At 35.0% G+C, this 23013-nt stretch carries 14 protein-coding genes and 1 pseudogene; 11 read left to right on the forward strand and 4 right to left on the reverse strand.

Annotation, left to right across the window (positions count from 1 at the left end; genetic code table 11):
• The first annotated feature begins 266 nt into the window (after positions 1-266).
• Entirely contained in the window at positions 267-5276 is a 5010-nt protein-coding gene (locus tag QWY91_RS03215; protein ID WP_290231644.1) for a translocation/assembly module TamB domain-containing protein, read from the forward strand.
• The gene (gene tamL / locus QWY91_RS03220; protein WP_290231646.1) at positions 5273-7594 is read left to right on the forward strand and encodes a translocation and assembly module lipoprotein TamL; all 2322 of its coding nucleotides are present in this window, start codon (positions 5273-5275) and stop codon (positions 7592-7594) included. The genes QWY91_RS03215 and tamL overlap by 4 nt, the downstream gene beginning before the upstream one ends.
• 7 nt (positions 7595-7601) lie before the next feature.
• On the opposite strand, the gene upp is transcribed toward tamL, so the two are convergent.
• The gene (gene upp / locus QWY91_RS03225; protein ID WP_290231648.1) at positions 7602-8261 is read right to left on the reverse strand and encodes a uracil phosphoribosyltransferase; all 660 of its coding nucleotides are present in this window, start codon (positions 8259-8261) and stop codon (positions 7602-7604) included.
• Positions 8262-8442: 181 nt separating this feature from the next.
• Between upp and QWY91_RS03230 the strand changes: the two genes are divergently transcribed.
• The 3 genes and pseudogenes from QWY91_RS03230 to QWY91_RS03240 all read left to right on the forward strand — a co-directional run bounded on the left by QWY91_RS03230 (position 8443) and on the right by QWY91_RS03240 (position 11218).
• The gene (locus QWY91_RS03230; protein WP_290231650.1) at positions 8443-9063 is read left to right on the forward strand and encodes a hypothetical protein; all 621 of its coding nucleotides are present in this window, start codon (positions 8443-8445) and stop codon (positions 9061-9063) included.
• 620 nt (positions 9064-9683) lie between these two features.
• Positions 9684-10741 (forward strand): annotated as a pseudogene (locus QWY91_RS03235) (FMN-binding glutamate synthase family protein).
• An 18-nt stretch (positions 10742-10759) separates the two neighbouring features.
• A complete protein-coding gene (locus tag QWY91_RS03240) occupies positions 10760-11218 on the forward strand; it encodes a universal stress protein (RefSeq protein ID WP_290231652.1) in 459 nt (152 codons plus the stop codon).
• A gap of 12 nt (positions 11219-11230) precedes the next feature.
• Here QWY91_RS03240 and QWY91_RS03245 read toward each other — a convergent pair whose 3' ends face one another.
• Positions 11231-11692, reverse strand: coding sequence for a ferritin-like domain-containing protein (locus QWY91_RS03245; protein WP_290231654.1), 462 nt, complete (start codon positions 11690-11692; stop codon positions 11231-11233).
• Positions 11693-11804: 112 nt separating this feature from the next.
• On the opposite strand from QWY91_RS03245, the gene QWY91_RS03250 reads away from it, so the two are divergent.
• A complete protein-coding gene (locus tag QWY91_RS03250) occupies positions 11805-12347 on the forward strand; it encodes a DUF1697 domain-containing protein (protein WP_290231656.1) in 543 nt (180 codons plus the stop codon).
• Here the strand turns inward: QWY91_RS03250 and QWY91_RS03255 are convergent.
• Both QWY91_RS03255 and QWY91_RS03260 read right to left on the reverse strand, forming a co-directional pair.
• Positions 12342-12935, reverse strand: a complete 594-nt coding sequence (locus QWY91_RS03255; RefSeq protein WP_290231658.1) for a DUF6134 family protein — start codon at positions 12933-12935, stop codon at positions 12342-12344. The genes QWY91_RS03250 and QWY91_RS03255 overlap by 6 nt on opposite strands.
• 45 nt (positions 12936-12980) lie before the next feature.
• Positions 12981-13739, reverse strand: a complete 759-nt coding sequence (locus QWY91_RS03260) for a helix-turn-helix domain-containing protein (RefSeq protein ID WP_290231660.1) — start codon at positions 13737-13739, stop codon at positions 12981-12983.
• Between the two features lie 285 nt (positions 13740-14024).
• Here QWY91_RS03260 and QWY91_RS03265 point away from each other — a divergent pair, with 285 nt between their 5' ends.
• From QWY91_RS03265 to QWY91_RS03285, 5 genes are all read left to right on the forward strand, one after another.
• Positions 14025-14420 (forward strand): CesT family type III secretion system chaperone, encoded by a 396-nt coding sequence (locus tag QWY91_RS03265; RefSeq protein WP_290231661.1) that lies wholly within the window; start codon positions 14025-14027, stop codon positions 14418-14420.
• Positions 14421-14431: 11 nt separating this feature from the next.
• Entirely contained in the window at positions 14432-15145 is a 714-nt protein-coding gene (locus QWY91_RS03270) for a PspA/IM30 family protein (RefSeq protein ID WP_290231663.1), read from the forward strand.
• Positions 15146-15150: 5 nt separating this feature from the next.
• Positions 15151-15855: a hypothetical protein gene (locus QWY91_RS03275; protein WP_290231665.1), complete on the forward strand. Its 705-nt coding sequence runs from the start codon at positions 15151-15153 to the stop codon at positions 15853-15855.
• 16 nt (positions 15856-15871) lie between these two features.
• On the forward strand, positions 15872-17950 hold the full coding sequence (locus tag QWY91_RS03280) for a flotillin family protein (RefSeq protein WP_290231666.1): 2079 nt from the start codon (positions 15872-15874) through the stop codon (positions 17948-17950).
• Positions 17951-18095: 145 nt separating this feature from the next.
• A complete protein-coding gene (locus QWY91_RS03285; RefSeq protein ID WP_290231669.1) occupies positions 18096-22964 on the forward strand; it encodes a DNA repair ATPase in 4869 nt (1622 codons plus the stop codon).
• The last annotated feature ends 49 nt before the right edge of the window (positions 22965-23013 follow it).

Here is a 23013-nt window from a genome sequence, read left to right on the forward strand (position 1 = left end):
ATTCATCCAAAATTCATCTAAAATCGATTACTATGATTTAAATAGCTGTTATTCAGTAAATAGTACGACATTTAAAAATGAATTGAATAAAGGCTATTTTGAGTGCATTTGAAAAAGTGTTGAATTTTTCTAAGCTATTGTGGAATAAATTCCACAGTTTCGTATTTTTAATTTTAACAGAAGATTATAAGAATATCGGCAGGAATATGCCTTCTTAGTATTTAATTGCAGTCGGAATTTCCACAACTACATAAGACATCCTACATTTGAGTAAGAAGTATCCAAAACTTAAAAAAGCACTAAGAATTACCGCAAAGATCTTAGCGGGTATACTTATATTCCTTATTCTGCTTATTTTATTTATCCGGAGTCCCTGGGGCCAAAATATCATTGTAAATAAGGTAGTTTCTACTATCGAGGATAAAACAAATACCGAGGTGAATATCGATCGTTTATTTATCACTTTTGGTGGCGCTGTTAGTTTGGAAGGTTTATATCTTGAGGATGAAAAAGGAGATACTCTAGTTTATGCTCACAATTTAGAAGCAAATATTCCTATTTGGCCAATTATAAAAGGAGGAGCGTTTGGTTTAAATGAGTTAGACCTTAAAGGACTTAAGGCGAACATTTATAGAAAAGATAGTCTTAAAGGATTTAACTACCAATTTCTGATGGATGCTTTCGCTTCTTCAGATTCTACCAGCACACAGCAACAACAGCAAAAAGATACCACGTCGTCTCCTATGGAAATTAGTATAGGTGATGTAAACCTTAAAAACATCATTGTGAATTATAATGATGAGGTTACCGGAATGGATGCTGAAGTTAAACTGGGAGAGTTGAAGGTTTCTATGCGTAAAACAGACCTTCAGATTATGCAATTTGCAGTGGCAGATGCATTGCTTAAAAATACGATGGTAGTTTATAAACAAACCAAACCTTTACCACCAAGCGAAGATTCTGGCGGACCATTACCGGTTGTAGAAGTCGATCAGCTTCGTTTAAATAATGTAAATGCAAAATATCAATCTGATCCCGATGGCATGCTTGCCGATATTCATATTCCAGAATTTTTAGCTGAAATGCCTAAAATGGACTTAGGGAATTACGAAATTCAGCTAAATACCATTCAACTTAAAAAGGCGAATGCGCTTTTGAGAATGCAAACGAAAACTGCCCAATCTGAAGATCAGGATACTACGCAAACAGATACTGCTGGATTTACCTGGCCCGTTTGGAAAGTAGAGATTAAAAATATTGACCTTGCGAAAAATAATATCGCTTACATTGTAGATAGCGCTAAGATCGAGCAGGGAACCTTCAATGCGAACGCACTAAAATTCAGAAATTTTAATCTGAAAACAGGAAATCTATTATTAGCAGATCGGCAGGTAAATGCAGATATTGATAATATTACTTTCAGTGAAGGTTCAGGATTAGATTTGAGGGATTTTTCTACTGAAATTGCAATGGATAATTCTTCATTAAATGTGAAGAATCTAATTGTAGCTTTAAATAATAATGAAATTCAGGGAGCAGCGAATTTGTCTTACAATTCTATAGAATCTTTAATGGACAATCCAGAAGCTGTTAAGATGGAAGCTAATCTTTCAGAAATTCAATTAGATATAAATGAAGTTTTTAGATTCCAGCCAGTGCTTAAAGAAAATCAATACGTAAAAGCTTTAAGTCGCAAACTTGTTATGGGTAGCATTAGCGCAAAGGGAACGCTTGCTAACATCCAAATACCTTCAGCAAATATTAACTGGGGAAGCCAAACTTCTCTTGTGCTAAACGGGCAGATCAAAAACGCAACAGATCCCGATCGTATCTATTTCAATATTCCAAGGTTCAGAGTACAGTCTAATAAAAAAGATTTGAATTACTTTTTGGATGAAAAACAATTAGGTGTTTCCTTACCTAAAAACATTAGCCTGAACGGAAGTCTAGCGGGAACTCCAGATGATATTGAAGCCGATGCTACATTAAAATCGAGTTTAGGTGCTGTTGTTGCAAAAGGTAACTTCCAAAATACAGAGGAAATAGCTTTTGCTGCCGATGTAGAAATTGATAGTCTTGGTCTTGGAGAACTGCTTAAAAATCCTGCTTTAGGAAAGCTGAATCTTACTTTGAAAGCAAAGGGTAGCGGTAGTTCTATGAATACGCTAGATGCCCAATTAGAAACGAATATAAGTAGCTTTACTTATAATGATTATCCAATCAAAGATCTGAAAATTACAGGTGATATTAAAGATGGCCGTGGCGATGTAAAAAGTTCTTATAAAGACGATAATTTAAACGGAGATCTTGTCGCAAATGTGATATTAGATTCCGTTTCGCCAGAAGTTAAACTGGATCTAGATCTGGATGGAGCAGATCTCGCAGAACTTGGCATCGCTAATAGAAATATAAGAACTGGTTTTAAACTTAATGGATCCTTCAAAGGAAATTCTAAAGAATTTGATGCTTCCGCAGAAATAAATGACGGTGTTGCTGTTTACGATAGCCATACCTATTTATTAGGAAATCTAAACTTATCGGCTCATGTTCGTCCAGATTCTACTTCAGTTAAGGTAGATAATAAAATGTTAGACTTAGATCTTCGGTCTAATGCTAGTCCTGCAGACTTTAGTAATGCGTTGCGCCGTCATTATCAAAATTATTTAACTGAAGAGGACAATACGGATACGGTAGAGAAACCTGTGAATTTACACCTGAAAGGGAAAATTTCCCAGGCGCCTATTCTTAATGAAGTTTTTCTAGTGAATTTAGAAGAACTCGATACAATAACCATAGATGTCGATTTTAATGAGAAAAAGCATCAATTAAATGCTGACGTTCAGTTGCCTTTCATTAAATATTATGGGGCGTTGGTTGATAGCCTTGGAATATCTGTAAAATCGGATAGAGAGGATATGGATTTCAAATTCGGATTTAATTCTTTAAGTGTTGGCCCACTTGCGATTAAAAAAACACAGCTAAATGCCAACCTAGAAACCAGGGTACTTTTAATGAATTTCAATTCTGTTTATGATAGTGATACCCTTGTGAATGTCTTTTCAAGATTATCGAAAAGTGAAGATACTTTTAAGTACACAGTGAGTAGCGAAGATTTAATTCTGAATAAAAACTCCTGGAATATTTCAGAAAACAATGCGCTGCTTTACGACGGCAAAACTATAGAATTTGAGGATTTCAAAATTTCAAGAAGCGACCAGTCGGTAGAGTTAGTAAATGAAGAAAACGAAAGAAATTTAGAGAATATCACAATGCTTTTTAATAACTATAAATTAGCGGCATTGCTTAACTTTTTAAATCCTGAAGTGAAACTGGCAAAAGGAAATATGAATGGGAAATTCGCCTTAGTAGAACCTTTTGGTAAAACCGGAATTTTAGCCGATCTAAATATAGATCAGCTGGAATCGATGGGTGTTGATCTTGGGAAATTGTCATTACGCGGAATCGCCATTGGTGCAGAAAAATATAAGTTTGACCTGGGGATGAAGGAAGGCGCTATAGATATGGATCTTACTGGAAACTATACCGCTGCAGATACTACCGCCAGTCTAGATATGAACTTAGATCTTAATAAAGTTGAGATGAGCGCTGTGACTGGTTTTTCTTTCGGAACCCTGGAAGATGGCAAAGGATCATTTTCAGGAAATGTAAAATTAGGAGGTACAGTAGTGACTCCAGAATATCAGGGAGAGCTTAATTTCAATGAGGCTCAATTTACCGTTTCGATGCTAAATGCTCCATTTATTTTCAAAAATGAAAAACTGGAATTAGACAATGAAGGAGTATATTTCAATAGCTTCGAAATAGGAGATACTAAAGGAAATTCATTCGCGGTTGATGGTACTTTAGGAACGGAAAGCTTAATAAATCCAACTTTCGATCTGAGTTTTAAAGCAGAGGGTTTCAATATTCTTAATTCTACTGAAGAAGATAACGACTTATTTTACGGTACTGCCAGTTTCGATGCAGACGCTACTTTAACCGGAGACCTTACTTTGCCTAAACTAGAGCTAGATCTAGAAATTGGAGATAATACAGATGTTACTTACGTAATTCCAGAAACCGAGATGCAAATGCAGAGCCGTGACGGAATTGTGAATTTTGTGAATAAGGAAAACCCCGATGATATTCTTACGCAAAGTGAAGAAGAATCTTATGTTTTTAGTGGATATGATATTGACGCGCATTTAAAAATAGATGATAGTGCGGTAATTAATGTTGTTTTGAATGAGCAAACAAATGATAATTTGCAAATTCAGGGAGAAGGTGATTTGCAATTCGGTATTTCTCCAAATGGTAGAACGACGCTTACCGGTAAGTACACGATAAACAAGGGGCATTACAAAATGAGTCTTTACAGCCTTGTAAACAGAAGATTTGAGATTGCAAACGGAAGTTCCATTAGCTGGAGTGGTGATCCTATGGATGCTACTTTAGATGCCAGAGCGGTTTATGATATAGAAACTTCAGCTTATGCGTTAATGGCGACTAATATATCCAATAGTAGCGGTAGGGATAAGCAGCAATTTAGACAAGAGTTACCCTTTAAAGTATACCTAAATGTAGATGGCGAAATTATGCAACCTCAGCTAACTTTTGGTTTAGATATGCCTAAAGATTCACAGGGAGCGATAGGCGGGCAGGTATATAGTAGAGTTCAGCAAATAAATACACAGGAAAATCAGCTAAACAAGCAGGTTTTTAGCCTATTGGTTTTAAATCGTTTTTATCCAGATGCAGGTACCGATGGTAGTAACGGAGGAACAATGGCAATGGCTAGAGATAATATTAGCCAGGCATTATCAGATCAGCTTAACATGTTCTCAGAAAAATTGTTAGGAGATACTGGAGTGCAGCTTAATTTTGGTGTAGATAGTTATACCGATTATCAGGGAGAAAGTCCAGATCAGCGTACAGATTTAAATGTAAATGCCCAGAAGAAATTGTTTGACGATCGCTTGATAGTAAGTGTAGGTAGCCAGGTAAATTTAGAAGGAAGTAATACAGGAAGAGAAGAAACTAATCCTTTAATTGGGAATGTTAGTTTGGAGTATCTAATTACTGAAGATGGTCGATTCCGAGTAAGAGGTTTCCGAAGAAATCAATATGAAAATGTAATCGATGGTCAACTTATCGTAAGTGGTCTCGCGCTAATATTTACCCGAGAATTTAACTATTATAACGAATTGTGGAAGAATCTTCTTAAAAGCGAGGAGCAAGAAGAACAACCGGCCAACAAAGAAGAGGAAGAAGAATGAGAATCAGGAATTACAGTGTTATTATTATAGTCGTTTTGGTATTTGTAAATGCCTGTAGTGTCGATAAATATATTCCTGAAGACGAATACCTTTATCGCGGTGCAGATATTACCATCAAACCGGATACTACCGGAATCGATGATCTAAAAAATGTAAAGACAGAGCTTAAAAATGTTTTAGTTCCTAAACCAAACACTAAGTTTTTAGGAAAATATCCGGGTTTGTACTTTCATTACAAAGCGCAGCGCGAAAAGCCAGGAATTATAAATAAATTTCTGAATAAAAAGATAGGAGAAGAACCCGTTTATTTAAGTGATGTTGAAGTCGGCAATACACAGGATCTAATTTTAAATCGTCTTGAAAATCGTGGATTCTTTTATAGCAGGGTTAGTGCAGATGTGAATACAAATGATGAAGAGAAGACCGGCACCGCGGCTTACGATGTAAGTGTAACAACCCCTTACAAAATGGAGTCTTATCAATTAGTAGCCGATAGTTTGTTGCTTTATCAGGATATGAAACCATTAGTAGACGAAAGCAAATTTTTTGAAGAAATGCGTTTCGATCTTGCAAAAATGAAGCAGGAGCGCGAGCGTCTTGATGTGGGATTAAAGGAAAAAGGATATTATAACTTTAACTCTGGTTTTTTAATTTTTGAAGCCGATACAAATCAATACGATAATAAACGTTTCGATCTTTATTTGAAAATAAAAAAAGACGTTCCTAACAAAGCGATAATTCCGTATAAAATTTCCAAAGTAAATATCTATCCAAATAACACTTTAGAGAGTGATTCTATCGTTAAAGATAGTATTCGTTTTAACGAAAAAACCTACGTTCAGGATAGAGATAGTATTTTCTTTTTGCCTAAACGTTTAGATCCTTTTGTACTTATAGATGAAGGTGATTTTTATGATCCCAAAGTATCTAAAGCGACTAGTCGTCGCTTAGGATCAATAGGAGCTTACAAATTTATAAATATAGATTATCAGGAAATAGATACGCTTGCAACCGATAGTCTCGGAATTCTTGAAGCTAATATTTATTTGTCTCCGTTAAATAAGCGTGCCATTAGAGCAGAATTGCAAGCAGTGACAAAATCAAATAATTTTGCCGGCCCAAGTCTGGCAGTTTCTTTAACCAATCGTAATTTATTTAAAGGAGGTGAGATTATAAATATTCAGGGAAGATTTGGATACGAAGTACAAATAGCCAGCGGAAATAACACAGGCTTAAACAGTATTCAGTTAGGTTTGGGGAGTGATTTAATTTTTCCTAGACTTTTGTTTCCTTGGTCTCCCAGAGAAAACTTTTTTAAATATGAAATTCCTAAAACTAAAGTTAGTTTAAATGTTGATTACCTTAAGAGAAGTCAGCTTTTTGCCTTGGGATCGGCCTCTGCAAGCTTCGGTTATATCTGGAATGCCAATAGATATATAACTCATAGTTTCGATCCAATTTCGATTAACTATGTCGATCTTATAAATACCACTCCAGAGTTTGAAGCTGTTTTAGATAATAATCCTTATTTAGAAAGCAGTTTTACTCAACAGTTTATTGCAGGATCAATTTATAATTTCACTTATAATGGGATGGTAGATCAACAAGATACACATCAGGTTTTTGTGAATACTACTTTAGATTTAGCAGGAAATGTGCTGGATCTTTTAAGTGGAAATTCTGATGAAGATCCACAAACAGTTTTCAATCTGGAATATGCACAATATGCCAAGCTAGATGTAGATTTAAGATATCATTTCAATTTTGGCGAAGGAAGCAAGATTGCCACAAGAGTATTTGCGGGCTACGGAATGCCTTATGGAAACTCTGATATTATGCCATTTACAAAGCAATATTTTTCTGGAGGGCCATATAGTGTTAGAGCATTTAGAACTCGGCAGTTAGGTCCTGGGACTTACAATCCAAGTAATGAGGAAGAAGAGAACGGTGCAGAAGAAGATCCTGACGTTATAGATACCGATTATTTTGATCGAGCAGGTAATATTCGATTGGAAGCTAATATCGAATATCGTTTTCCATTAATTCCACCTTACGTAAACGGTGCTGTCTTTGCAGATGCCGGTAATGTATGGACATCCAAAAGCGATGATAACTTACCGGGTGGTCGTTTTAGTTCTAATTTTGCAAACGAATTAGGAATCGGTACAGGAGTTGGTGTTCGTGTAGATATCCAGGGTTTTGTAATTCGTTTTGATCTTGCTGCTCCAATGCATGATCCTTCATTAGAAGAAGGCCAACGCTGGACATACGATCTTGGAAGTCCGGTATTTAATTTTGCTATTGGATATCCATTTTAGTCAAAAACTAGTGTTGTTTCTTATTTCCGAAGCAAAGATCACCGGCGTCTCCAAGTCCTGGAACAATATATCCGCGACTATCTAATTCTTTATCGATAGCAGCAATCCATAAATGAGTATGTGGAGGAAATTCGTCATCTAGAAGTTTTAAACCTTCTTCGGCTCCAATTACGGCGACAAGATGAATTTCCTTAGGAGTTCCCATTTCTTTTAGCGCATGCATCACATTTACAAAAGATCGACCTGTGGCTAACATTGGGTCTGCAAGCACCAAAGTTTTGCCTTCGATTGAAGGAGAAGCCAAGTATTCGACTTTAATTTCAAATTCTTTATCATCATTAGGATGATGACGATAGGCGGAGATAAAGGAGTTTTCAGCATCATCAAAATAATTAAGAATACCGGTGTGTAATGGTAATCCTGCTCTTAAAATCGAGCAAATTACAATTTCGTCCTTTGGTACAGAAACTTTAGAAATCCCAAGCGGACTAGTAATTTCTTCCGAAGAATAATTTAGTTTTTTACTTAATTCATAACTCAATATTTCACCCAATCGCTCAATATTTCTACGGAAGCGCATACGGTCATTTTGTATGCTAGTATCACGAAGTTGGGCAATAAACTTATTAGCAATAGAGTTATTATTGAGTAAATGATGAACGTGCATCGCTATATTTTTTAGTAGTTAGGTGCATAAATATACAAACTAATCAATAGCCATTCAATATTAATAGGGCATATACATCGATAACATTTTCTCAATACAAGGAACTTATTGAAGTTCAATTAAAATGCTTAATTTTGGTTAGATTTTTGAGTGTATTCTTTTTAGATAATTCAATGAAATAATGAAAAATATATCTTTAACGCTATTATTTTTAATCTTAGCAACAAACTTGAGTCAGGCTCAGGTTGAAATTCCTCGTACCACCAATACCGGAGGAACTTTAAAATCTACCTCTACGGGAAGCAACAATATTTTTATGCCAAGGATTGAAGAGGAGACCGAGAATATCTTCATGAAAAAGGAGCAGCCGAAAGTAAATATGCGAATAGAAGATAATGGTCTTTTAACAGAAGGTGATCGCGTAGCAGAAGAATGGAAAAAGGATAAAGAAGCTAAAGCGGAATACAGAAACGATCAATATCTGGGTGATGTAAAGACAGAAGGGAAGTTCATAGAGCTTTATTGTCGCGATCATCAATATGTTGATGGCGATCGAGTGAAAATTACGGTTAATGGCGAAGTGATCTATAAGAACTTCTTGTTAACCGGAGGATTTAAGCCCATCTTGGTTACTTTGCAAAGCGGTTTTAATACCATAGAATTTGAAGCTTTAAATCAAGGAACTTCCGGTCCAAATACAGCTCAGCTAAAAGTATTTGGTGAAGATGGCAAGCAATTAGTAGGGCAGGAGTGGAATCTCTTAACCGGAGCCAAAGCCAGTTTAATGGTAATCAAACAATAAAAAAATAATCTTAGAATAACGATAATCTATCTTTACAGGTCGATTTTTTTATTTTCCATAAATTATAACAGGATTTTAGCATTGAAAATGTTAAATGCTTTTTAGTTTTATATTGTTTAAAAATAATCTATTTCTTTAAACTCAATTTTATGCGCGAAGCCATACGTTTTACACTAATCGTAGCTGTAATAGTAGGATTAATTATTTGTACAATTTTATGGCCGGCATGGGGTTTTTCGATTCTCGGAGTGGTGCTTTTTGGTATAGGTTTGTATGATATCTTTCAGAAGGAGCATACCATTTTAAGAAACTTTCCATTATTGGGGCATATGCGTTATTTATTAGAATTAATTAGCCCTGAAATTCACCAATACTTTATAGAAAATGATACTGATGGAAAACCAATCGATCGTAATCATAGAAGTTACATTTATCAACGTGCAAAATTAGAGAAAGAAACGCATCCTTTTGGAACACAACTTAATGTAGAAGAAGAGAACTTTAAATGGATGCAGCATAGTATTTATCCATCTAAAGTTAAGGAAGATTACCCAAGAGTAGTTATTGGAGGACCAAGTTGTAAGCAAGCATACTCCTGTTCGTTATTTAATATTTCAGCAATGAGCTATGGTTCGCTAAGCAAAAATGCTATTGAAGCGCTTAATAAAGGAGCAAAGGCAGGAAACTTTTTTCATGACACCGGGGAAGGCGGAATTTCAGATTACCATAGAAATGGCGGAGATTTGGTTTGGGAAATAGGAACAGGATATTTTGGTTGCCGTGCTGATGATGGAAATTTTGATCCTAAGCAATTTGAAGAAAAAGCCAACTGGCCAGAAGTGAAAATGATTGAAATCAAGATTTCTCAGGGAGCAAAACCCGGGCATGGTGGCGTTTTACCGGCTTCAAAAAATAATAAAGAAATTGCTGAAATTAGAGGAGTAGAACCGCATACAGATGTATTATCTCCTCCAGGACATTCTGCTTTTAGTGACGCAGAAACTTTACTGAAATTTGTAAAACAGCTACGCGATTTATCGAATGGAAAACCAGTTGGTTTTAAATTAAGTATCGGCTCTAAAGATGAATTTCTGGAGATTTGCGAAAAAATGGTAGAAACAGGCATAAAACCAGACTTTATAACCGTAGATGGTGCTGAAGGGGAACCGGAGCCGCACCAATAGATTTCTCTAATTATGTGGGAATGCCTTGGGAGAAAGCCTTAATATTCGTGATCGATGTTCTTAACGGTTACGATCTAAAAAAAGATATTAGTGTAATTACCGCAACTAAAATCATTACCGCTTTTGATATTTTTAAAGCTTTAAGTATCGGTGCAGATGTTTGTAACTCGGCAAGAGGTATGATGCTCGCTTTGGGTTGTATACAGGCATTAAGATGTGATTCTAATAAATGCCCAACAGGTGTCGCTACAAATAATACTAGATTAATGAATGGTTTAGTTGTCGAAGATAAATGGAAACGTGTTAAGAATTATCAAGAACAAACCTTAGATGATTTTCTAGAGTTATTTGCTGCAGCCGGGTGTACTGATCTTTCAGAATTAAACCGAAATCTAATTAATAAAAAGATCAATGATGAGATAAAACCTTACTCGGTATTTTATCCTTCAGTAGCTGCGGGATCTTATTTAAAAGAAGAACAGATCGCTCCTTAATTCTTAAAATATCGTATTATGAAAAAAGTTTTGATTGCGTTGGATTATCATCCAAATTCAGAAGTTGTCGCTACAACAGGTTATGATCTTGCAAAGAAGATGAAAGCTGAAGTTTGTCTTCTTCATGTATTAGCAGAAGTTTCTCATTACGGAGTCAATTATTCTGAATTTCTAGGTTATCCCGGATATCAGAATATGGGTTTCGATTTAGGAGTTACAACCCAATTGCAAGAAATGGCAGAGGATTATCTTAAAACTGCGAAAAAGCAATTTAACGATGATAATGTTAGTACTGCGTTAGAAATTGGAGACAGCGCTTACGGTATTCTGAAGAAGGCTGAAGAATGGGGCGCCGATCTTATCGTAATGGGGACACATAGCCATTCTACGATCGAGAAAGTATTAGTTGGCACTGTGGCATCAAAGGTTTTAGAAAAAACTAATGTGCCAGTTTATATGATTCCTATCAAAAAATAAAAAATCTGGAGACTAATAGGTCTCCAGATCTTTAATATTAGATACTTTATTAATCGTATATTTAATTTCGTCTAATTGGCCGTTTAAGGCTATTAAAACATCGTCACTAAAGTCGAATTTCGCAATAGCTCGCTCGTATTCTTCAGCACTTTCCTGTTCTCCTCTTAAGCACTCTTCTAATATTGCTTCATCTTTATTATCCACAAAAATAGTTCTTATATCCATCCAGGTGCGCTCTAAGGTTCCTTGAAATGTACCATAAGAAGAAGGAACTTCATCTAATTGGTAAAGCTCACGCTCTAATTCTTTTGCGAATCGAGCACGCTGACTTGCCTGTGTTAAAATGAAATCTTTTAAAAGATCACTTTCCGCTTCCTCTATACCATCTTTGTAAACCTCTCCTGCATCGTGATTTTTCTCCAAAAGTTCTTTTAGGGCGTTAGCTATACTTTTGGGATCTTTTATTTTTACCATAGACAATTTTCTACATTTCAAACAAAATTAGGGTAAGACTAGGGATTAGTGTCTTAATTATTTTTAAATTCACTTCGATTTAGCGTATCGTGTTAATTTTTCTAAATAGCAAATGGGAACAAGTATAGCAATTTTAAAAGGTATTAATGTTGGTGGCCACAAAAAAATTAAAATGGCAGAGCTTAGAGATTTGCTAAGCGAAGAAGGTTTACTGGAGAATATTAAAACCTATATCCAAAGTGGGAATATTATTTTTAATTCTTCGGAATACAATACTGCTACTTTAGAACATTTTATTCAGAAAAAAATAAAGGCTCACTACGGTTTTGAAGTGCAAACTATCGTGATTTCTGCTAAGAACTTACAGTATATTATTAATGAAAATCCTTTTTCAGAAATTGATATTAAGCGTTTACATTGTTGTTTTTTTAAATCAGAACCTATAATTCAAAATCGCCAAAAGCTTGAAATTTTTGATGCTTCGCCAGATCAATTTAAGACAGCAAAAGACTGCGTTTATATTTGCTGCGCTACAGAACGGTATAGCCAAGCCCGTATAAATAATAGCGTTGCAGAAAAGATTCTGAAAATAAATTGTACGACCAGAAATTGGAAAACCTGTTTGAAGCTAATAGAAATAGCAGACGCTTTATGATCGCTGTAATTGTAGGTCAAATTCTATAATTCCGGCATCAATTTCTGCTTTGTAAAGTATTCCATTTTTATAATGAAATATACTTTCTCTACCTTTTTCATTCTCTTTAGCATAAGAATGTTCGCCAATTTTTTTTAAGCTATGAAAAACGCCAGTTTCCTCACTGTAAACGGTAATTTTTCCTATGGGTTCTTCAAAAATGAGCTGTACACAACAATATGAAACGGGATTATTTATGTTTTTTTCCCAATCTCCCGATTCGTAAAAGTTATAACCCTTATTGGCTTTTAGCGTTTTTGTTTTGGTTCGTTCTTTTCCGTTTAAATAAATTTCAACATCAGATTTTTGAAATTGAGCTTCTTCAAAAACGACATCAAAAGTATAATTAACGCTTATCTTAGCTAAAATGCGAGTCTCTATATTTGTTTTAGTAATATATTGAGTTCGATCTCCCTTGGTTTCTTTTAAAGCACTTAATTCACCTATTTTATCATCTCTGTGAATTACTGAAAAAGTATATTTTTCTGTCTGAGCGTAACAATTTAGTTGAAGCAATAAAACCGTAATAAGCGTATAAAGCGATTTCATGACATTAGGTTTTAGTAATCTAAAATACTTAAAAATTAATAACTTTTATTTAAAATTTTCTTTCAGTTTCATGAATTCCTGTTCTAGGTAACTCAATTTTTGTTCGATCTCAACATTATGATTTTCAGGAATGCGTTTTAAGAAGCAATATTTTACATACCACATCTCTTTTATATCTTTAAGTTGAATTTTAATATCGTCGATATTCTTATTAGTTGCTCTCAAAGTTATATGTTCTTCAGCATGATAAAATTTTCGGAGAAGCAATTTATCGTGCACCATAATAAGAACAAAATTACCATTGGCTATTTTCGTGTAACTTTCTTGTTCTATTTTTTCACCTATAACCACATCTTTAGGACAATATCCTTTATCATTATTGGTCATTTCTAGATTAGAAATAATATAACCTCTTAATTTTTTTTCTGAATTAATTGGTAAATGAAGTTTGGGTAAATCTTCAATAAAATGAGGTTTATCGTAATATTGTAGATAATCAGCTTCACTTTTAGCGGTTACACAGGGAATTTTAGTGAATTTCTCCTTATGGAATGTACCATGAAAAGCAAGATCGTCTTTAAACTTCAATAATTTATTTACAGTTAATTCGCTCGTAAGCAAATCATCTATAGAAATACTAAAATGCTTAGCAATTCTAATAATAGTTTCTATCCTTGGTTCGCTTCTTTCTTCCTCGTAAGCCCCCAATGTACCACGTTTTAGATCAAAAAGTTCAGCAAAAGCCTGCTGACTTAACTTCTTCACGTTTCTTATTTTCCTAATATTTTTACCGAAATATGACATATTTTGCTAAAATTATTTGCAATATTGAAATTTAGTAGTATCTTTATCTAACAATATTAGCTAATACTTTTGATAATTACTAATTTACTTGGTGTTTTCTTGGTTTTCAAATATGATCCAAGATTTTGCTAAAGTGATTAGCGTGAATTTTATAAACTAAAACTTAATCAACCAATGATCACATTACTAATTACTACCGTGATAGTGTTAATATTACCTTAAAATACCATAGATTTTCGTATTATTATACCGTAATAGTTAACACCAATCAAAAATACTGTCTAGATGAAAAATCACTTTCAGATTACCAAGAATTTTCTTTTGGAACTGAACTTCGATATCGAATTCGAAAATGAAATCGAAGGGATATTGATGATCCAAAAAGAAAGTTTTGGGATTAAAAACCTAATTCTGGGTGTTGCGCCGCCTATTTTAATTATGGAGCAGTTTTTATTCAGAATTAATAACCAGTCAGAAAAGATCTATCGAAGTCTTTTACAAAAGAACCGCGATATCATCCATGGAGCATTCGTAGTAGACGATTCAGGAGAAAAAGTAATCTTTAGAGATACACTTCAGATCGAAAACTTAGATCTTAACGAATTGGAAGGATCATTAAACTCACTTAGTTTATTAATGAGTGAGTATTCAGACAAAATAATAGAATTTTCAAAATATTAAACCTCAGCGTTATGAACATTTTTAAGCGATTATTTAAAATAGGAGAAGCCGAAGCAAATTCAGCTATCGATAATATGGAAGATCCCATTAAACTTACCGAACAGGGAATTCGAGATCTTAAGCAGGATTTAGATAAAAATCTGGAAGCTTTAGCTCAGGTAAAAGCCTTAGCAATTAGAGCGAAAAACGACCAAGATGAATATCTGGATAAAAAAGAAGATTATCACAATAAAGCTATTCTTATTCTGAAGAAAGGCGAACGAGGAGAAATGGATAAAACAGAGTCTGATCGTCTGGCAAGAGAAGCTTTAGTGAAAAAGGAGGAAGCTCAAAAACACGTAGAACGCTCTGAAGAAGAAGCTAAAAAGTTCAACGAAAATGTAGCGCAGTTAGAACGAAATATTCAAACCATTAAATCGAATATTAGTAACTGGGAAAACGAACTTAAAACGCTTAAAGCACGTGTAAAAGTGAGTAATGCAACAAAGAGCCTTAACAAGCAGATGGCAGAAATAGATAGTAGTAGCACAGTCTCTATGTTAGAACGTATGAAAGAGAAAGTTGCGCAAGAGGAAGCTTTGGCAGAAGCTTATGGAGACATCGCAGGTGCTTCTAAATCTATTGATGATGAGTTAGAAAAAGCGGCCAGCTCTACAGAAGCTAAAGCCGAAGATGATCTTAGTAAATTGAAAGATCAACTGGGTTTAAATGAAGATAAAAAATAACGAAATTGACCAACTTAACCGACATATTATTTTCTGAGGTAAATATTACCTTAAGTATTCTTTGTATTCTTCTAATAGTGTATTGGGTATTAACCATGGTTAGCGGAATCGAATTTGAATACGATATGGATATAGATATCGATGCCGATTTGGATGTCGATATTTCTACCGAAGGTTCGAATATGGAATTTCAGGATGTATCGAATGCCGAGCTGAATAAAGAAAGCGTAGTTGGTAAGCGTATCCAGCCTTTAAAATGGTGGCAAATCTTATTGATTTACTTCAACTTCGTTGGTTTGCCTTTCATGTTTACATTTACCTGTTTTGTTTTTATTTGGTGGTTTACCACAGCATTAACTACAACACTCACCTTTACCTATGATAATTTTATAGGTTTTGCCATAATGATAGCTGGTTTTTTTACCTCGCTGTTTGTCACGAAGATCTTCACGACGCCTTTTAAAGGCTTTTTTAAGAATCTAAACAAGGACGGTGATAAAGCTATTGATTATGTGGGTAGACAGGGAGTATTGCTTTCTACCATAGCAGGAGATAGAATGGGAAATGCCGAGATTTATGTGAATGGAGATTCACACTCTATTTATGTAAAATCACTGGACGGGAATCAACTTAATTATCAGGATAAAATTTTAATCATCAAACAATCGGCTGATAAAAATTACTTCTTAGTACAATCTTATAACGACTAATCTTACTTATTAAAAAATGAATCAAATCTTACCAATTATCGGAATTGGATTAGGGGGAATACTGTTCCTAATCGTCATTTACTTCGCAATAATTGCGATGTTTTACAAAAAAGTACCGCAAGGTCGTGCGATCGTTCGTACTGGTTTTGGCGGAACCAAAGTAGCCACAGACAAGGGACTTTATGTAGTTCCCGTTTTCCATAAAGTGGAAGTAATGGATATTTCTGTAAAGAAAATCCAAATTGAAAGAATGGAGCACGAAGGTTTAATTTGCCGCGACAATATGCGTGCAGATATTAAAGTAGCCTTTTTTGTTCGGGTGAATAATGATATCTCTTTTATTAAACGAGTAGCGCAAACCATTGGGGTGGATCGTGCATCGAGAATCGAAACTTTAGAAGACCTTTTTGAAGCTAAATTTTCTGAAGCCTTAAAAACTGTGGGTAAAAAGTTCGATTTTATCGAATTATATGAAGCACGTCGCGAATTTAGAGACGAAATTGTAAATATTATTGGGACAGACCTCAATGGATATACTTTAGAAGATTGTGCGATCGACTTTCTAGAACAAACGCCAATTACACATCTTAAGCCAGACAATATTCTGGATGCTGAAGGGATTAAAAAGATTACTGAACTTACCGCAGTTCAGAATATGAAAGCGAATCTTATTAAGCGAGATGAGCAAAAAACTATAAGAAAACAAGATGTTGAAGCTAGAGAAGCTATTCTTGAATTAGATAAACAATTAGCTGAAAAAGAAGAAGCACAAAAACGTGAAATCGCAAATATTAAAGCGAGAGAACACGCAGAAATTAGCAAAGTTTCTGAAGAAGAACGCCTAAAATCTGAATCAGCTAGAATTGCTACGGAAGAAAAAGTAAAAGTAGCTGAAGAAAATATGAACCGTCAAATCATCGTGGCGGCGAAAAACAAAGAACGAACAGATGCGGTAGAAAGCGAACGAGTTGAAAAAGATCGTATGCTTGAAGCTACTGAGAGAGAACGTATCGTTACCCTTGCTCAAATCGAGAAGGAAAAAGTGCTTGAAGTAGAGAAGAAAAACATCCAGGATGTTATTCGAGATCGCGTAATGTTAGAAAAAGGTGTGGTAGAAGAGCAGGAAAATATGAAAGATATCCAGGCTTTTAAAACTGCAGATCGTGATAAAAAAGTAAAGGTTACTATTGCTGAAGCGAGTGCTCAGGAATCGCTAATTAAAACTATTAAAGCCGCAGAAGCGCAAAAAGAAGCTGCTAAGCAAAAAGCAGAAGAAATTAATATTGAAGCGCAAGCACATAAAGAAGCAAGCGAAAAAGAAGCTGAAGCTAGAAAAACAATAGCAGAAGCTAAAGCAAAAGAAGAAGCTACATTAGGATTGTCTGAAGCTGAAGTAATGCATGCCAAAGCAGATGCTAACGAAAGACAAGGACTTATGGAAGCGCTTATCATCGAGAAAAAAGCCAAAGCAGAAGCTGCCGGAATGGAAGCCAAATCTGAAGCGAGTAGAAAAGAAGGGAAAGCTGCTGCAGATGTGATTCGAGACAAAGCTCTTGCCGACGCTGCGGGTATCGAAGAAAAAGCTGCTGCAATGAAGAAACTTGACGGTGTTGGTAAAGAACACGAAGAATTCAAGTTAAAATTAGATAAAGAATTGCAAGTAGATTTGGCACATATCAATATTCAAAAAGATATTGCCGATGCACAAGCACATGTAATTAGTGATGCGCTTAAGGCGGCTAAAATCGATATTGTTGGTGGAGAAACCATGTTCTTCGATCAGATTATTGGTCAGATTACCAGAGGTAAAGGATTCGATAGATTAGTACAGAACAGTTCTAATATTCAGGATTTAAAGGATTCAATATTAGGAAGCGATGATATTAAAGGAAATTTACTAACTAAAGTGCGTGAGTTTTCAGAGAAATACGGAATTTCTTCCGAAGATATCAAAAACCTTACGATCGCGAATTTGATTATGGAACTAAAAGGTCGCTCAAACGACCAAAATGAGCAAACTATGTTGGGCAATTTATTCAATCTTGCTAAAGGTTTAGGATTGTCAGATCAGCGCGTTTCAACCTTAAAGGTTTAGTCAATTTAAAAACAATTAGGACGTCACCCTGAACTTGTTTCAGGGTCTCATCCTGTTGTTAATACAAAAGTTTCGGATCTATGCCCTGAATAGGAATAGAATCGAAATGACTAGAGAATGAATCCAACCCTTACCACAAAACCTAATGAATACTAACGAAGAAAATTCTGTACAAAAAGATGCTTTAGATGGTGGCACTTACGAGATTATCCGTAAGCGACTCCATACTCATAAATCCGATTTACAGGAACGTCTTAATACTTTAAATGAAGCCCGAAAAACGGTTTTTGGTTCGCTCGAAACACAGTTAATTGCCAATAATCGAATTAGTACTGAGAATAATTGCGTTGCCAGAGATATTATTTCACTAGGAAATACCTGTATTTTTGGTTACAATGTACATTTTGGATTACGAACAGAAATCACACTTTCTGATGTTTTTAGTGTTTATGAATTTCAGGATAATAATTTTGAAGCAGTTTCTTTAACTATTTTAGACGATGAAACCTTTAAAACAGATTTTGCGAATCTTTATAAGTATTATAGAAATACAATTTTCACCAAGTTTGCCAGAGTAGGGAATTACCTGCATATGGTTTTTCAGCTAAGTGATAGCGTAACCGATATTAAGACCTTTAAATGGCTTATTAGTGAGGATACCTTAACCTATATCGATAATCGTAGCGAGCACGAATTTAAGTATCCAAAACAACATCAATTTAACTGGCAGGAGGCTACGCGCGATATGCAGCGATATGGGGAACATTCACACGTAGCGATTTTAGATAAAGTTTTTGTAGAAACCATTGGTGGCGATCTAACTATTAAAATTGAAGATAATACAGACGACGGAAAAGGAATTTATTCTGAACCTGTAGACTATAAAGATCAAACATTAGATGATGGCCAGATTCGTTTTGCTGATTTAGGGAATTTGATTGCGTTAGAAATTAAGCCGTTTCAGGAAGAAGCACGCTATTTTGTGTACAATCATAAAATACAGGAAGTACAAAAAATTGATTCTATAAAAGAAACTGCAGTATTATTACCGGACGATCAGGGAATTATTTTTCCGAATGGTTATTATTTGCAAACCGGAGAATTTCATTTATTTTCTAACGAAGTTCAGGAGTTAAAATATCAGGGAACGATGAGTTCTTCAAATGGGGAAGATTTTCTGTATATTTTTTATTCACCAAAAAAAGGAACGTATTTGTTGATGGATTATAACATGATCGATCAGCAAATAAATACGCCAATTGTTTGTGGCGGGTTTACTATTTTACCCAATGGCGAACTATGCTATTTTAAAGCCGACGACGAGCAAACCAAACATCATATGATTCAGATTTGGCAAACCCCTTATCTGGAAGGTGATATTATGCCGTCTGAACATCAGGATTCGATGTTGTATAAAATTGGCAATAAAGATATTGTAAAAGCAATGGCCGAGGCTAATGAGCTGCTTACCTTGCTTAGCAAAGAAGATAATTATGATGGTTTATACGCCGATATTGCTAAATCATCTAAAAATATTCTAGATGCTTTCTATTGGTTAAACGAGAAAGAAACGGCTGTTTTAAGCGAGCCGTTAAAAGAAATTAATACCGCTGCAAATGCGGCTATCGATGAATTTCAGAAAGTAATTCAGTTAAAGAAAAATGCTGAAAAACAGACCACGGAAATTCAGCAAAAAGCGCAGGAACTTTTCAGTAAAATAAAAAGTACTTCGTTTAAAAACATCGATGAATTTGTCGAATTACTCTCACAACTTAGAGCATTACGAGGCGAGGTTATTGGTTTGTATGAAATTCGATATGTCGACGAAGAATTTATTAAATCGCTGGAAGCTGAAATTGCCGAGCAAACGACAAAAATTTCAAGACGCTGCGTAGAATTTTTGCTGAATGATAAAGCTTTAGCGCCGTATCATGATAAGGTTGAAGAAAAGAAGCAACAACTAGAGAAAATTAGTAAAGTAGTTGAAGCCAAAAAGCTAGAAGAAGCAGTCAATCAAATTGCACTCGATTTAGAAATGCTAATCGATATTGTATCGAATTTAGAGATTGAAGATACCTCGCATTCCACTAAAATTATCGATAATATTTCGCTGATTTTTGCAACTATCAATCAGCTTAAAGCTGCAATTAAAAACAAGAAAAAATCACTTGGAAGCAAGGAAGCTCAAGCCGATTTTGCTGCGCAGTTAAAACTTATCGATCAGAGTATTATAAACTATTTGGATATTGCTTCTACACCAGAAAAATGTGACGAATTTCAAACAAAAGTCAGTATTCAGCTTGAAGAATTAGAAGGCAAATTTGCCGATTTTGAAGAATTTATTGCTGAAATTCTAGAGAAACGAGAAGAAGTTTATAATGCTTTTGAGAGTAAGAAAAGTGCGATTACCGAAAAACGAAATAAAAAAGCAATCGCGCTGCAAACAGCTTCCGATAGAATTTTAAAAAGTGTTGGTAAAAAAGCCGAAAGTTTAAAATCGGTTTCTGAAATCAACGGGTATTACGCTTCAGATCTAATGGTCAATAAGCTCCGCGATATTGTGGAGCAGTTGCGCGAACTGGACGATAGCGGTAATGCAGAAGAAATTGAAACTTCCCTAAAAACAAGTAGAGAAGATGCGTTACGAAAGCTAAAAGATAAGCAGGATCTTTACGAAGATGGCGAGAATATTTTAAAACTTGGAAATCATAAATTTGGAGTTAATCGTCAAGATCTGGATTTAAGTATCGTTTTTAAAGAGGGGACGCTATTTTATCATTTAAGCGGAACCGATTTTTATCAGGAATTAAAAAATGAAATTCTAAATAATAGTCGAGAATATTGGGATCAGGAATTTATTTCTGAAAACGATTCGGTGTATCGAGCATCATTTTTAGCTTTCAAAATTTACAAAAATCAGCATTTTGAAGATCTTTCTGTATTGAATGAAGAAGACTTGCTGAAGTTAATTCAAGAAGAAAGCAGTAGTAATTATTCCGAAGGATACATAAAAGGCGTTCATGATCTGGATGCTGCTAAAATTCTACACATTTTAGTTCAGAAACATCAAGATTTAGGGATTTTAAAATACAGATCTGAAATTCGTGCTTTTGCCAGATATTTTTGGAATCAATTAGATACCGATGCTAAAAAAGTTTACAATAATTCCATTAAAGCGTCAGGCCAGGTTTTAAAATATTTCCCGAATACAAAAGAATATGATTTTTTGATTCAGGAATTAGAGCAGGTAATAAGCGAATTTGGGCAAAATACAGGATTATTTTCTGCGGAAGTAAGCCTAGAAACTGCACAATATTTATTTGAAGAATTACAAAGTGACGATAAGTTTGTAATTAGTGGGTTTGCAAAAAAACTTGCAGATGATTTTCAGCAAATGCTGAAGAAAGAGAAAGCCGAATCTCAGTTTAAAAATAGCGTTGAAAGTTTACATTCTTATTCAGCAAAAATAAGATTGGTAAAACAATGGCTTCAGGCATTTGCAAAAGCAAAATCGGTAGAAAATCAGACAAATTATATCGATGAGGCGGTATGTTGTGTTTTATTTCCGCAGCAAAGTCCAGAAGTGAATCATATCGATTCTTCTGTAGTAATTTCAGGATTAAAAGGAGATCATAAGAATATCGAAAATGGGCAATTTCAGTTCAATTTTCATGAATTCACGCAAAAACTTCAATTGTATTTTAATTTTAGTGTTCCCGCATTTCAAGCTTTCAGAAAAGCAAGACATCAGGTAACTGAAGATCTGAAAGAACAATTGAAATTAGACGAATTTAAGCCGAGAGTTTTAACGTCTTTTGTTCGGAATAAATTAATCGATCAGGTATATTTTCCGCTTTTTGGAGAAAATTTAGCGAAACAATTAGGAAGTGTAGGGGAGAACCGCCGAACCGATCGTATGGGAATGCTGTTATTAGTATCGCCACCGGGTTATGGTAAAACCACTTTGATGGAATATATCGCTAACCGCTTAGGATTGGTTTTTATGAAGATAAACGGCCCTGCAATTGGTCACGATATTACTTCGGTAGATCCAGAAGCTGCAACCAACTCAGCTTCCAGAGAAGAATTAAAAAAGCTGAATCTTGCTTTTGAAATGGGGAATAATGTGATGTTGTATTTAGACGATATTCAGCATTGTAACCCTGAATTTTTACAGAAGTTTATTTCTTTGGCCGATGGAACCCGAAAAATCGAGGGAATTTTCAACGGAAAACCGAAAACCTATGATTTACGCGGAAAGAAATTTTGCGTGATTATGGCTGGGAATCCGTATACCGAAAGCGGAGAGAAATTCAGGATTCCCGATATGCTTTCTAACCGTGCCGATATTTATAATCTGGGAGATATTATTGGGGACACAGAGACTTTATTTAAATTGAGTTTACTAGAAAACTCACTCACCTCTAATCCTGTGTTGCATCAGCTAAGTTCGCGTAATTTCGAAGATGTTTATACTTTGATTAATCGTGTAGAAAATAATTCGGATGTCGGAGAATTAAAAGGAAACCATACACAACAGGAAATTAGCGATTATAAATCGGTTTTAGAAAAAGTGCTTAGTATTCGGAATATCGTTTTAAAAGTCAACGCCAATTATATTAAATCGGCAGGAATGGAAGATGAATATCGTACGGAACCTGCGTTTAAGCTTCAGGGATCGTATCGAGATATGAATAAATTGGTCTCGAAAGTAGTCCCGATTATGAATGAAAAAGAACTAAATAGTTTATTATTATCTCATTATGAAAACGAATCGCAAACGCTAACAGCCGCTGCTGAAGCAAATTTGCTGAAATTTAAAGAGCTTCGAGGAAGTATTTCTGAAGAAGAACAAAAACGCTGGACTGCGATTAAAGCAACTTTTCTGAAGAACAATAAGCTGAAAGGTTTTGGAAACAAAAATGAAATGGCACAAGTGCTATCGCAAATGATGGCGTTTAGCGAAAATCTTGAAGGTATTAGAGATGTGCTGCAACGCGGACTCGAGAAGTAAATTGCTCCGGATCAAGCCCGCAGAAAATTTTAGCAGAACACTTTTAAAC

It is taken from the genome of Zunongwangia endophytica (assembly GCF_030409505.1).
GTDB classification, from domain to species: domain Bacteria; phylum Bacteroidota; class Bacteroidia; order Flavobacteriales; family Flavobacteriaceae; genus Zunongwangia; species Zunongwangia endophytica.

Bases quoted from the DNA above. Each gene is read 5' to 3' on its own strand.
- QWY91_RS03245 (WP_290231654.1), bottom strand. From the start codon at position 11,692: ATGGTAAAAATAAAAGATCCCAAAAGTATAGCTAACGCCCTAAAAGAA.
- QWY91_RS03280 (WP_290231666.1), top strand. From the start codon at position 15,872: ATGAATCAAATCTTACCAATTATCGGAATTGGATTAGGGGGAATACTG.
- QWY91_RS03265 (WP_290231661.1), top strand. From the start codon at position 14,025: ATGAAAAATCACTTTCAGATTACCAAGAATTTTCTTTTGGAACTGAAC.
- tamL (WP_290231646.1), top strand. From the start codon at position 5,273: ATGAGAATCAGGAATTACAGTGTTATTATTATAGTCGTTTTGGTATTT.
- QWY91_RS03250 (WP_290231656.1), top strand. From the start codon at position 11,805: ATGGGAACAAGTATAGCAATTTTAAAAGGTATTAATGTTGGTGGCCAC.
- QWY91_RS03260 (WP_290231660.1), bottom strand. From the start codon at position 13,739: ATGTCATATTTCGGTAAAAATATTAGGAAAATAAGAAACGTGAAGAAG.
- QWY91_RS03270 (WP_290231663.1), top strand. From the start codon at position 14,432: ATGAACATTTTTAAGCGATTATTTAAAATAGGAGAAGCCGAAGCAAAT.
- QWY91_RS03255 (WP_290231658.1), bottom strand. From the start codon at position 12,935: ATGAAATCGCTTTATACGCTTATTACGGTTTTATTGCTTCAACTAAAT.
- upp (WP_290231648.1), bottom strand. From the start codon at position 8,261: ATGCACGTTCATCATTTACTCAATAATAACTCTATTGCTAATAAGTTT.
- QWY91_RS03240 (WP_290231652.1), top strand. From the start codon at position 10,760: ATGAAAAAAGTTTTGATTGCGTTGGATTATCATCCAAATTCAGAAGTT.
- QWY91_RS03230 (WP_290231650.1), top strand. From the start codon at position 8,443: ATGAAAAATATATCTTTAACGCTATTATTTTTAATCTTAGCAACAAAC.
- QWY91_RS03285 (WP_290231669.1), top strand. From the start codon at position 18,096: ATGAATACTAACGAAGAAAATTCTGTACAAAAAGATGCTTTAGATGGT.